This window comes from Streptomyces glaucescens, assembly GCF_000761215.1.
In the GTDB taxonomy this organism is placed as follows: Bacteria; Actinomycetota; Actinomycetes; order Streptomycetales; family Streptomycetaceae; genus Streptomyces; species Streptomyces glaucescens_B.
Genome location: NZ_CP009438.1, coordinates 7,288,657 through 7,300,873, shown reverse-complemented (window position 1 = coordinate 7,300,873; position 12,217 = coordinate 7,288,657). Strand labels below are relative to the sequence as shown.

Sequence of the window (12,217 nt, the reverse complement as noted above, 5' to 3'; positions counted from 1 at the left end):
GAGGCGACGACGCTGTCCCTCCGAGGAGGTCTTCGCTGTGCTCTCGCTCAAGCGCTTACTCGAACGCAGTCTGACCGCGCAGGCGGCCCTGGTCTTCCTGCTGGGACTGGGCATCACGGTATTGATCCGCAGGGACGAGCATCCGGTTGTCTGGGTGTTCCAGAGTGCTCTCTACACCGGTGTCGCCATCACGGTTGTGGCCGTCCAGCGCCGCCGGGCCACCCGGGCCGCGGGCACCGACGCGAGCGGACTCGCCGATCTGAACCGGAAGATTCGGCGCCAGGAGGTGCCGCGGGACCCCGGGGAGCAGTCGGCCATGCGACGGCTGGTCGCCGAGCAGCTCGGCCAGATGGAGCGGACCGGCAAGTGGCTGCCGTACTGGCTCGGCGCCATGGGCCTCGTCGCGGTCGGGATATTCGTCCTGGGGGCCATCGGCGGATCACTCGTCTTCCCCCTTCTCTTCGCGGTCGGCGTGGTCGCGCTGTGTGCATGGGTCCTTTGGATGCGCCGCCGTTCAATGGACCGCCTCCGGTGGATGCGCCAGGCCCTGCGACCGGAGTGAGCGGCCAAGTCCCCGGAATCCGCGGCCTTCCGAAGCGGTGAACTCGCGTGGCGGGGGTATCGGCAGGGCGACGCGTGAGGACATGGCCCGGAAGGGTGACGATGGGTTCGATCAGTCAGTTGCGACGGCTCAGGGACGTGTATGCGGGCGGAGTGGTGGCCTGGACACTCTGCCTGTTGCTGAATGTGCTCCAAGGCGAGGGCTCTGCCCGGCAGATGTTGCTGCTGCTGGGGTTGCTCGCCGTCTTCCTCGTCCTGCTGCTGTGGTCGGCCTGGTGCTTGTGGGACGCAGGGGCGCAGCGGGGGATGGACCGGTCCGGACGCACGGCGAACGCGCACGCCGAGCCGTCCTGAGGCGGACAAGGCTCCGGGCGTGGACCGGGGACGCCAACCGCTGGGCCGGCGCCTGACCGGGGCGCCGGCCCAGCGGGCTTTCCCGCCGCAGCGCCGAGGCGAGCAACGCCCTGATCGCCACCGACTCCTGGTCGCCGCCGACAACGTGCCCGACCGCGGCGCAAGGCTGCGCTCGGCCACACTCACGCCTGCGTGCTCCAGCTCATGTGCGTCATCGTCGGGTGCGGGCCGATCACCTTGCGGCGGTCCCCCACCGGCCGCTTGGTTCCTCACCTGCAGCAACGAGCGCCCGGCGCCGGCGGCGCGGTCAGTCCGACGCGTGGCCGGCCGTTTGCGGACGGCCACCGTGCCGGGACCACTCCGGGGCCAGGATCGACATCACCGTCGCGTCCACCCGCTCGCCCTCCCAGAGCAGTGCGTCACGCAGCACGCCCTCCGCGACGAACCCCACCTTCTCGTATGCGCGGCGAGCTCGCGGATTGAACGCGTAGACCTCCAGCGCGATACGGTGCAGCCCCAGCTCCTCGAAGCCGTAGCCGACGATCAGACGAGTCGCCTCCGTCCCCAGGCCACACCCATAGGTGCCGGGCACCAGGCAGATGCGGAAGCTGCAACTTTCGTTACGCGGATCCCACTCGCTGAGGACCGCCTCGCCGATGACGTTCCCCGTCACCTGCTCGACCACGGCAAGGTCCAGCCGGTCGTCCTGCTCCCGGCGGCTGTCGTACCAGGCCCGTATGCGCCCCTCATCGGGTATGCCGTCATCATGGCTGCCGGTCAGCCGTGATGCCTCTGCGTCCAGGAATATCGGCATCAGCGCAGGCACATCGTCCACGGTGACCGGCCGGAGCAGCACCTGTTCCCCTCTCAGCGACGGCTTGCTGAGGAAGTCCGGGCGTGGAGCACTTCGCACGTGATCATCCATTGCCGCATTGTGTCCGACTGATCCGCCCGACGTCACGGAGCATTGCTTGAGCGGTTCGTGCACCGGTTCGACCGGCAGGAGTCTCGGCGGTCGGCACGGGCACGTTGTCGGTCAGGTGGTGACGAGATCCCCGGTGGCGGGCAGTCCGCCCACTCTCCCGGGCGTGACGATGACGAGTTCGTAGTCGTGGCGCGTGCCCGGCTGCCACTGGCCGCCGGCGAGGGGGACCGTGGCGATGTTGGGTACGGGGCCGCGCGTCCAGTCGAGGAGCCCGGCCATGGTGTGCACGCGGGTTCTGCCCAGGGCGGCGGCGATGGAGCGCCGGTCGGTGGGATCGTCGGCCGTGGTCAGCGCGTGGGAGGCGACTTCAAGCAGGGCGTAGGCCAGGCCGAGTGGCTGCAAGGCCTGTCGTCCCGTCGTCTGTTCGTAGGTCTCCGCCAGTTCGGCGGCGGTCATGCCGTCGATCGACGACCGGTAGGGATGGACCCGTGTCCAGTACGCCAGGGTTCCCACCCCCGCCTGCGGCGGCAGCTCCCCACTCCGGGTGACGGACGGCGGGTAGGCCAGCCAGCGAGAGCAGGTGATCAGACGCGGCCGCCGGCCCTTCTCCGCGGTTTGAGCGCGGAAGAGGGCGAGGTCGCGGCCCGTGGCGGCGCTGGTGACGATGTCGACGCCGGCGTCCCGGAACGCGTTGATGTGGGCGTCGAGCGTGGTGGCTGGCTCCCGGTACGGCTCCGGTTCCACCAGCCGGTGCCCCCGGGCACGAGCCACCGGAGCGAAACCACGCTCCGGGTGACGCGACCACCTGCCCTGAGGCCCGTCGTTCCACAGGCAACCGACCGGCTGGTGCGGGCCGGAGCCGTCCACGCGCTCCCACAGATCGGCGAAGACGTCGGCGATGTCGTCCAGGCCCCAGCAGAAGTGATACGTCCAGTCGAACGGCCTGTCGTCGTCGGCTCCGCGTCCGTAGTAGTACACCTGCCAGGGGAACGCGCTCGACAGGCACGGCACCCCGGCGGCTTCGCAGGCATCCGCCACGGCGGGCAGCACCTCGGTCCCGGCCAGGGTGACCACGATCACCGCGTTCTCCTGCCGGACCAGTTCCTCCACCGCCTCCCGCGCGCCCCGGGCACTGGAGCGGGTGTCCCGGCTCACCACCCGGACCGAGTACCCGCGCGGCCCCCGCCCGGCCAGCTTCGGCGCCAGCCGGTCCAGCGCGAACTGCAAGGGATCGCCCAGCGACGCCAGCCGTCCCGAGCGGGCAACGGCCACCCCCACGGTGAGGACGCGCTCCCGAACCGCACGTGACTCGCCCATCATGCTCCTCGCTGGTCTCCCGGGGCCGGATGCACCCGTCGGCGCACCATGAGGTTCCCCGGCGGCCCCGCCCTTGAAAGGGGGCCGATCGAGTGGCGCGGTGGCATGCCGGGTGGCGACCGGAGCATCGGTGACCGCCGCCCGCCATCATCATGCGCATGGAGACGCCTTACGCCTGCTACCTGCGACTTTCCGTACTCCTCGACCTGCAGCGGCCCCGCACCCCGGACGAGCAGCCCACGCAGTGGGCGGACGAGCACTTCTTCATCACCGTGCACCAGTCCGCCGAAGTCCTCGTCAGCCACGCCCTGGTGGAACTGGCTCGGGCCTCCGAGGACGCGCAAGCGGGCAAGGACGCCCGAGCCGCCGCGGCCCTGCACCGGGTCACCGCGCTCCTGGACGTCCTCGAACACCACCTGGCACTGCTGGACCACCTCGAACCCGACAGCTTCGCCGCCTTCCGCCCCCTGCTCGACAACGCCAGCGGAGCCCAGTCACACCAGTTCGCCGATCTGTTCCACCGCATCGCCGCAGCGGACGTCCTCGGCCCGCCGACCGACTCCCTTCCGGCTCGGCAGCCGCTCGCAACAGCCGCGCTGCAGGCTCTGCGGGCGGCCGTCATCCGCTGGCAGATCCGGCACCTGCTCCTGGTCGAAAGGATGATCGGCGACCAGCCCGGCACAGGTGGAACCTCGGGGCTGGCCCATCTGCGCGCCCAGATCGACCTGCCGCCCCGCGAACGACCAGCGCGCCCGGGGGACGTCTCCTGACCCGCCGGGCCTGCGCGGATGCCTTCCCCGGCGCGACACAGGCGGTGTGGGCCGTAGGGGGCCGTGCGCCGACCGCGACGAGCCGCTGCGGCCTTCGGCGGGCGGCGGTTGCCGGGCCGCTCGGACCCGAACGGTGCGGGCTTGCGCGGACGGGCTGGTCGTGCTCGCCGGGGGCGGCCGGGAGCAGTTTCACCGAGCTCGGAGCACCGTCGCCAGCGCGGCAAGAGAGGCCCGGTAGTCGGGTCCGGTGGGTATGAGTACGGCGCTGGTGACGCCGGAGGTGAAGAGATCGCCGAGGCGGGTCCGGACGTGTTCGGCCGTGCCGGCCAGCGCGAGTTGCTCGACCCACGTGTCGGGCAGGGCCTGGGCGAAGGCATGGGCGTCGGTGCTGGTCCGGCGCAGTTCGGTGAGCTCGTCGTGGAATCCGAGCGGTGCGATGTGGGGTTTCCAGTCGGCATCGCCCAGGCTTTCCAGGGCGGGTCGTGCACTGGCGAGGGCGGTGCGGGGGTCCTCGTCGACCACGGCGATGTTGTAGGCGGTGAGCCGGTGAGGACGCCGGGGATTGATGCTGCGCAGAACCTGGTGCACATACGGGGGTGTGACCGGCTCGGCAAGCAGGGTACCGTCGGCCGTTTCACCGGAGACGGCGAGCGATCTGGCACTGCGGACCCCGGCGAAGACGTCCGGGGCCTGCTCGGGGACAGCCGAGGGGTGCAGGCGCAGTCCGTCGAGGCGGACGTAACGGCCGTTCGCGTCGACGGGATCGCCCGCCAGGAGTGTTCTGAGGGCGTCGATGTATTCGCGCAGCAGTGTCAACGGGCTGCGCGGCCAGGCACCCGCCCTGCGCATCCAGTCGGGCATACCGTGACCTACGGCGATGTCGATGCGGCCTGGGTGCAGCTGGGCGAGCGTGGCCACTTCCATGGCGGTGAAGGCGACGTTGCGGGCCGCGGCGGGGAGCAGTCCGATGCCGACGCGGATGCGCCGGGTGTGGGCCAGCACGGTGGCGGCCTGGGCGAGTCCTCCGCGGTATTCGAGGTCCTCGACGGCCCACAGCTCGTCGAAGCCGTGGGCGTCCGCCTCGCGGGCGAACGCGACCATGTCGGTCGACGGGATGTCACGGGGCAGAAGGACGCCGATCGCGCCGTTCACCTGAGTCATCGGTTGTCTCTCACATCGACGGGTGTGCTGGAAGGTGATCGTGGACGAGGGCGCACGCGATTCGCGCGCGCCCGCACGTCTCTGGAGGCATTCTCGGTGTCTCGCCGAGGGAACACGGTCGACGGCGAAGCGTCCGCCGGCCCCGGCGTCTGGACGGCATCGGTCTTCGCGCAGTGCGCACGGTACGGCATGCAGCGAGAGCCGGCTGACGGTGCCGGGGTGGTGGGGTGGTGGGGTGGGGGGTGTTCCAGGAGGCGGTCGGTCCTTTCCGGGGCAGTGAGGGGCCGGCTGGTGTGCCCCGGATCCGGTTGCGGGGCGGCTGGAGGGCCGGATCCGGGGCGGCTCCACGGGGGGGGTTACTTGACGGCGCCTGCGGTGAGGCCGCGGGTGAGGGTGCGCTGGAAGACGAGGAAGAACGCGATCATCGGGATGACGCCGAGGAGGGCGGCGGCGCTGAGTGCGGTGGGGTCGCTGGTGTACTGGCCTTGCGTGACGGACAGGCCGAGGGGGACGGTCTGGTTGTCGTTGGAGATGAGCAGGACCAGGGGGTAGAGGAACTCGTTCCAGCTCCACACGAAGAAGAAGACGCACATCACCGAGAGCGTGGGCCAGCTCATCGGGAGCACGATCCTCCACAGGATGGTCCAGCGGCCGGCGCCGTCGAGGGAAGCGGCTTCGATGAGTTCCTTGGGGAACGTGCTGAAGACGGAGGAGAGCAGGTAGGTGCCGAAGGCGCTGTAGGTGATGCCGACGAGGATGGTGTAGCCGAGTTTGCCGTCGTAGAGGCCCGTCTCCTTGAACAGGTAGTAGATGGGGTAGACGAGTCCTTCTTGTGGCAGGACGTTCACGCCGAGGAAGAAGACCAGGAAGGCCGTGCGCCAGCGGATGCGGCCGATACCGATGGCGTAGGCGTTGAAGAGGGCCACGAGGACGGCGATGACGACGACACCGAGGCTGATCTGGATGCTGTTGAGCAGTTTCTGGGTGAAGTCGACGCGTTCCCAGACGTCGCCGATGATGTCCCAGTTCCACTGCTCGGGCCAGGACAGGGAGCCGTTGGCGCGGTAGTCGGCGCTGGTCTTGAAAGAGTTGACCAGGATGATCGCGAAGGGGGCGAGGAAGACGAGGACGAAGAGGGTGACCGCTGTGATGACGGCGTAGGAGCCTGGTCCTCGTCCGTGGGTGGTCCGATTCCTTGCGTGTTCTTTCGGTGCGGCGTGGCTGGGCGGTGCGGCTTCGCGGGCGGTGTGCGGGGTGTCGGTGTCGTGGGTGTTGCGGGTGATCATGGTCATCCGTCCTCGCGGGCCTGGCGGCTGAGCATGGTTCCGGCGATGATCAGCACCAGGAGGGTGATGGTGCTGGAGATGGCGGAGCCGTAGCCGACGTCGGCGCGTTCGAAGAAGTTCTGGTAGGCGAAGTACGCGGGGACGAGGGTGGAGTTGCCGGGTCCGCCGCCGGTGAGGACGAAGATCTGGGCGAAGACCTTCAGGCCGGCGATGGTGGTGGTGACCAGGACGACGTAGACCTCGGGCCGCAGGATGGGCACGGTGATGCGGGTGAAGCGCTGCCACCAGCCGGCGCCGTCGAGGGAGGCGGCTTCGTAGAGTTCGGGGTCGATGCGCTGGAGGCCGGACAGGAACAGCACCAGGGGGTAGCCGAGCTGCATCCAGACGAGGACGCCGAGGACGACCCAGAGGGCGAGATCGGGGTCGCCGAGCCAGTTCTGCTGGAGCGAGGACAGGCCGAGGGTGTCGAGGATGCTGTTGACGGCGCCTTCGGGAGCGAGGATCCAGCCCCACATCAGGCCGGTGACGGCGACCGGGACGACCTGGGGAAGGTAGAGGCCGGAGCGGAAGACGCTCACGATGCCGTCACCGTGCTTCTTGCCGATGTAGTCGAACAGCAGGGCGGCGAGGAACAGGCCGAGCAGGGTGGGTACGACGGCGATGCCGATGATGACGAAGGCGATGTTGCGGAAGGAGGCCCAGAAGTCGGCGTCCTGGAAGAGGCGGGTGTAGTTGTCGATTCCGGTGAAGGCGGGGGTGCCGATGCCCTGCCAGGTGGTGAGGCTGTAGTAGAAGGTCATCACCAGCGGGACGACGAGGAAGAGCAGACTGAGCAGCAGGCCGGGGGCGAGGAAGACGGCGTACCCCGAGGACCGCCGGTGACGTGTGGTTTTCACGGTTGCTCCTAGGTGGGCGGGACGGCGGCCCGGGCGGGCCGGGTACCGTCCCCTGAACGGCGCTGCATCGGGGTGGCCCGGCCCGGCCGAGGGCATCGGGCCGGCTCCCGTGCGATGCGGGGTGTGGCCGGTGGTCGCGGCCGCGGCACTTCTAGGACCGGGTGGAGACGTACTTCTCGTACGGGGCGGCGAGTTCGTCGAGGACGGTGTCGGGCTTGCCGCCGTTCATCAGGTTCTGGGTGGCGCCCAGCCAGGTGTCGTAGTAGCCGGGGACGGGCCAGTCGGGGTAGAACGCCAGGCCGTTGATCGACTGGTAGGAGTCGAAGGCGGTGATCAGTTCCTTGGCCTTGGGGTTGGTGATGGTGTTCGCCTGGGCGGCGATGGGGACGCTGCCGCCTTCACCGATGAGCTTCTGGATCTTGTCGGACATGGTGATGTCGATGAAGTCCTCGGCGAGTTCCTTGTTCTTCGCCTTGGTGGGGATGACCCAGTGGTTGCCCCCGGAGCCGAGGGTCTTCTCGCTGCCCGGGTAGGGGGCGGTGGACCACTCGAAGGTGTCGATGTCGGTGCTCAGGCCGCCGAACCACCAGTTGCCGCCGACCATGATGGGCCGCTTCTGGGAGACGAACTGCTCGGTCATGTCGCTGCCCTTGAGGCCGACGTCCTTCTTGTCGAAGTAGCCCTTGTCGAGCCACTCCTGGTACTTGTCGACGGCGTAGGTCATCTCGGGGCCGTGGAAGTCGACCTTGCCCGCGTAGAGCTGGTAGTCGTCGACCCAGGTGTCGTTCGCCTTGGACAGGGCGAGCAGGTAGAGCCAGTGGCCGGCGGGGTGGTCGTTGCCGGCGTTGGCGAGCGGGGTGATGCCGGCGGCCTTGAACTTGGCCAGTGCGGCTTCGAAGCTCTTGAAGTCGGTCGGCTTGTCGACGTCGTACTTCTCGAAGAGGTCGTCGTTGTAGTAGGTGAGGACGAATTCCCCGTAGTTGGGTATGCCGTACCACTTGTCGCCGCCCATCTCGCCCTTGTCGTAGCGGGCGGTGACGGAGGCGCTTTCGCTCATCTTCTTGTCCCAGCCGCGTTCCTCGACGACGGGAGTGAGGTCGGTGAGCAGTCCCTGCTTGGCGAGCAGGCCGGTGGTGGCGTTGCCCTTGTTGTACTCCATGACGTCGGGCGCCTTGTCGGAGTTGAGGATCATGCCCGCGTTCTGCTGGATCTGCTCGAAGGTCTTCCGCTCGAAGACGACCTTCACGTCGGGGTGGGTCCGCTTGAACTCGGCGATGGCCGCGTCCCATGCCTTGCTCAGAGCGCCGTCCTCCTGCTCGTAGTGCCACAGGCGCAGGGTCTTGCCGTCGCCCTCGGCGGTGCCGGAGCCGCCGCAGGCGGCCAGCGGGGCCAGCAGCGTCAGGGCGGAAGCCGCCAGCAGGAGGGACCTTCTGCGGAGGGTGGTGCGGGTGCGCGGGTTGTTCATGGCTGGTTCCTTGGTGTGCGTCGTTGCGGCAAGGGCGTGCTGTGTCAGGCGGTGGCGCGGCGGTGGACGCGGGCTTCCCACGGGCGCAGGGTGTGCGGGCTCGTGAGGGGTGCGGCGGCGGGCATGTTGGCGATGAGGGTCTCGCTGTCCTCCCAGCCGTCGGGCAGGTCGACGGTCAGGTCGGTCGGGCCGAAGTTGGCCAGGACGAGCAGTTCGGTGCCGGTGGCGGCGTCGTGCCGGATGAAGGCGTAGAGCTGCTCGTGGTCGGGGTGCAGCATGTGGAAGTCGCCGTGGGTGACGGCGGGCTCGGTGTGCCGCAGCTCGATCAGGCGCCGGTAGTAGTGGAAGACCGAGTCGGGGTCGGCGAGCTGGGCCTTCGCGTTGACGTCGACGTGGTCGGGGTTCACGGCGATCCAGGGTGTGCCGGTGGTGAAGCCGGCGTGCTGGGTGGCGTCCCACTGCATCGGGGTGCGGGCGTTGTCGCGGCTGCGGTGGCGCAGCCCTTCGAGGATGTGCGCCTCGTCGGTACCGAGGGCGATCTGGTCGCGGTAGTGGTTGAGGGACTCGATGTCGCGGAAGTCGTCGATGGAGGCGAACGGGGCGTTGGCCATCGCGAGCTCTTCGCCCTGGTAGACGTACGGCGTGCCGCGGTGCAGGTGCAGGACGGTGGCCAGCAGCTTGGCGGATCGGTCGCGGTGGGCCGGGCTGTCGTCGCCGAAGCGGGAGACGACACGCGGCTGGTCGTGGTTGTTCCAGTACAGGCTGTTCCAGCCGGTCTCGCCCAGGCCGGTCTGCCAGCGGCCGAGGCTGGCCTTGAGGTCGGTCAGCTTCAGCGGACGGACGTCGAACTTCCCGCCCGGGCCCTGGTCGAGACCGACGTGCTCGAACTGGAAGACCATGTCGAGCTCGCGGCGGGAGGGGTCGGTGAAGAGCTTGGCCTCCTCCACCGTGACGCCGGGCATCTCGCCGACGGTGAGCAGCCGGCGGGGGTGGCCGGCGAAGACCTCGCGGTGCATCTCGGCGATGTAGTCGTGGACACGCGGTCCGCACACGTAGTACGGGTGGCCGAAACCGTAGCGGGCGCCTTCGGGGACGATGCCGTCCGGGAGGGCCGGGTCCTTGGAGATCAGGTTGATGACGTCCATGCGGAAGCCGTCCACGCCCCGGTCGAGCCACCAGCGCATCATCGCGTGGACGGCCTGCCGGACCTCGGGGTTGTCCCAGTTCAGGTCGGGCTGTTTGCGGGAGAAGGTGTGCAGGTAGTACTCGCCGGACGCCTCGTCGAAGGTCCAGGCGGGGCCGGAGAACCACGACTCCCAGTTGTTCGGTTCCGCTCCCGCGGTTCCGGGCTCCATGCCTTCGCGGGGCGGGCGCCAGATGTACCAGTCGCGCTTGTCGCCGCCGGGGCCGCCGTCGCGGGAGGCGGTGAACCAGGGGTGCTCGTCGCTGGTGTGGTTGACGACCAGGTCCATGATGAGTTTCATGCCGCGCTCGTGTACGCCGGCCAGCAGCCGGTCGAAGTCGGCGAGGGTGCCGAACAGCGGGTCGATGTCCTGGTAGTCGCTGATGTCGTAGCCGTTGTCGTCGTGCGGCGAGGGGTACACCGGGGAGAGCCACAGCACGTCGACGCCGAGCTGGGACAGGTAGTCGAGGCGCTCGATGATGCCCTGGAGGTCTCCGACGCCGTCCGCGTCGGAGTCGGCGAAGCTGCGGGGGTAGATCTGGTAGACCACCGCGTTGCTCCACCAGGAGTCGGCGGGACCGGCCGCGTTTTCGGGCACGTCAAACCTCATCGTGTGTCTCGGGTACTGGGTGTCGTCGTGGATCGAGGCGCGTCAGGACAGCGCCGCGCCGACCGCGTCCTGGATGACGAGGCAGGCCGCGCCCCGGGCCCACAGGTCGTGGTGCGCCGGGTCGACGTGGATGTCGCAGTCCTGGGCGGCGGTGGAGAAGGCATGGGCCTGCATCGCCCGGGTCATGGCAGGGCCGAACAGGTCGTGGGCGACCGCGCCCTCCCCGGCGATGATGATCTTCTGGAGGTTCAGCAGGTTGCACAGGCCCGCAAGGCCCCGGCCGAGGGCGGTGCCGGTCTCGGTGAAGGCGGAGCGGGCGATGGAACGGGCCGTGCCGGGGTGTGAGCGGGCCAGATCCATCGCCTCGGCGATGCCGGCGCAGTCGACTCCGGCGTCCCGCAGGTGGCGCAGGACGGCACGGTCGCCGGCAAGGGCTTCCAGGCACCCGCGGCGTCCGCAGCTGCACATCGGGCCCGCGGGGTCGAGGGGCAGATGGCCGAGTTCACCGGCCAGGCCCGTCGCGCCGGAGAAGAGGGCGCCGTCCAGGAGCAGGCCGCAGCCGATGCCGGGCCCGACGGTCACGACGGCGAAGGAGTCCACGTCGCGGCCCTGGCCGAACCAGCGCTCGGCCACGACGAGCGTGTTGACGTCGTTGTTGACGACCACGGGGAGGCCGGTGGCCTGCCGCAGCGGGCCTGCCACATCGACCTTGTTCCAGTCCAGGAGGGCCGAGTAGCGGCAGACTCCGGCCTGGGAGTCGACGTGACCGCTGACCCCCACCCCCAGTCCGAGGACCCTGTCCGCCGCTTCGGGCGCCTCGGCCAGAAGCCGCCGGGTCAGGTCGGCGACGGCGGACAGGGCGGTTTCGGGAGTGCAGTCCGCGATCGGTACCTCATCGCGGGCCAGGACGCCTGCGGCCATGTCGGTGACCACCGCGGACACCTGCGCCGGTCCGATCTTCGCCCCGACCACGATGTGCTTGTCCGGGTTGACCTGGAGCATCTTCTGCGGCCGGCCCCGCCCGGTCGGGGCGGTGTCCAGCTCGCGGAGATAGTCGTGCTCCAGCAGTGGAGGCAGCATCCGGGTCACGCTGGAAGGCACCAGCCCGAGCCGCTGGGCGAGCTGGGTGCGGGAGATGGGCCCCGCGGTGAGCACGGCGGCGAAGATCTCCGCACGGGTCTGCTCACCGACAAGCTCCGAGAAACGGATCTTGGACGGGGTCATCACACATGCCTCCGAAGCAGCGAGGGGATCGGGAGAAACATCGGCGGGGACCTGAACTCCGGGCGGCCCCGGGCGTCCGCGGGCCCGCCCCGGGCGTCCGCGGGCCCGGCCGGACGCAAGGCGAGTACCGCGAGCTTCACAGCGGCCTCCCCGTGTCGTACGCCGGCTGCCCGAGCGGTCGAGCCGACTGCGTGTGACAGGAGTCTGACCCCCCTTTTTTCGTGCGTCAAGAAAGAAACCGTCGGGTTACGTAACCGTGACCGGGGCGCTGCGGCCGTTCCCTATGGCGTCTTCGCCCGCTTTTGCGGGGCTGGTTGGGGCTCCTCAGCCCACTGAAGGGAAGAGGTCTTGTTCATTTCATTGACATCGAGAAGAAATAGCGCGACGTTGTCTGCCGACCACAGAGCGGCACCGCCACCGGACGGGCCGACTGTGCGGCGACGCGCTCGGGCCTCCCGGCCCGCA

At 69.4% G+C, this 12,217-nt stretch carries 11 protein-coding genes; 3 read left to right on the top strand and 8 right to left on the bottom strand.

What is annotated here, in order from left to right:
- Positions 1-37 precede the first annotated feature (37 nt).
- Both SGLAU_RS31450 and SGLAU_RS31445 read left to right on the top strand, forming a co-directional pair.
- Positions 38-562: a hypothetical protein gene (locus tag SGLAU_RS31450; RefSeq protein WP_043505970.1), complete on the top strand. Its 525-nt coding sequence runs from the start codon at positions 38-40 to the stop codon at positions 560-562.
- A 176-nt stretch (positions 563-738) separates the two neighbouring features.
- Positions 739-915: a hypothetical protein gene (locus SGLAU_RS31445; protein ID WP_159072822.1), complete on the top strand. Its 177-nt coding sequence runs from the start codon at positions 739-741 to the stop codon at positions 913-915.
- 307 nt (positions 916-1,222) lie between these two features.
- On the opposite strand, the gene SGLAU_RS31440 is transcribed toward SGLAU_RS31445, so the two are convergent.
- Together SGLAU_RS31440 and SGLAU_RS31435 are read right to left on the bottom strand one after the other, a co-directional pair.
- Positions 1,223-1,840 (bottom strand): GNAT family N-acetyltransferase, encoded by a 618-nt coding sequence (locus SGLAU_RS31440; RefSeq protein ID WP_043505968.1) that lies wholly within the window; start codon positions 1,838-1,840, stop codon positions 1,223-1,225.
- A gap of 111 nt (positions 1,841-1,951) precedes the next feature.
- On the bottom strand, positions 1,952-3,118 hold the full coding sequence (locus SGLAU_RS31435; RefSeq protein WP_244315295.1) for an ABC transporter substrate-binding protein: 1,167 nt from the start codon (positions 3,116-3,118) through the stop codon (positions 1,952-1,954).
- 197 nt (positions 3,119-3,315) lie between these two features.
- Between SGLAU_RS31435 and SGLAU_RS33040 the strand changes: the two genes are divergently transcribed.
- Positions 3,316-3,927 (top strand): tryptophan 2,3-dioxygenase family protein, encoded by a 612-nt coding sequence (locus SGLAU_RS33040; RefSeq protein WP_159072821.1) that lies wholly within the window; start codon positions 3,316-3,318, stop codon positions 3,925-3,927.
- Positions 3,928-4,116: 189 nt separating this feature from the next.
- Here the strand turns inward: SGLAU_RS33040 and SGLAU_RS31425 are convergent, their stop codons facing one another.
- The 6 genes from SGLAU_RS31425 to SGLAU_RS31400 form a co-directional block, all read right to left on the bottom strand.
- Positions 4,117-5,088: an LLM class flavin-dependent oxidoreductase gene (locus SGLAU_RS31425; protein WP_043505966.1), complete on the bottom strand. Its 972-nt coding sequence runs from the start codon at positions 5,086-5,088 to the stop codon at positions 4,117-4,119.
- A 356-nt stretch (positions 5,089-5,444) separates the two neighbouring features.
- Positions 5,445-6,380, bottom strand: a complete 936-nt coding sequence (locus tag SGLAU_RS31420; RefSeq protein ID WP_244315294.1) for a carbohydrate ABC transporter permease — start codon at positions 6,378-6,380, stop codon at positions 5,445-5,447.
- On the bottom strand, positions 6,377-7,270 hold the full coding sequence (locus tag SGLAU_RS31415; RefSeq protein WP_043505965.1) for a carbohydrate ABC transporter permease: 894 nt from the start codon (positions 7,268-7,270) through the stop codon (positions 6,377-6,379). The genes SGLAU_RS31420 and SGLAU_RS31415 overlap by 4 nt, the downstream gene beginning before the upstream one ends.
- Positions 7,271-7,421: 151 nt before the next feature.
- Complete coding sequence (locus tag SGLAU_RS31410; protein ID WP_043505964.1) at positions 7,422-8,735, bottom strand: extracellular solute-binding protein; 1,314 nt, start codon at positions 8,733-8,735, stop codon at positions 7,422-7,424.
- 44 nt (positions 8,736-8,779) lie between these two features.
- A complete protein-coding gene (locus tag SGLAU_RS31405) occupies positions 8,780-10,516 on the bottom strand; it encodes an alpha-glucosidase (RefSeq protein ID WP_043505962.1) in 1,737 nt (578 codons plus the stop codon).
- A 54-nt stretch (positions 10,517-10,570) separates the two neighbouring features.
- Positions 10,571-11,752, bottom strand: a complete 1,182-nt coding sequence (locus SGLAU_RS31400) for an ROK family transcriptional regulator (protein ID WP_052413996.1) — start codon at positions 11,750-11,752, stop codon at positions 10,571-10,573.
- Positions 11,753-12,217: the final 465 nt, after the last annotated feature.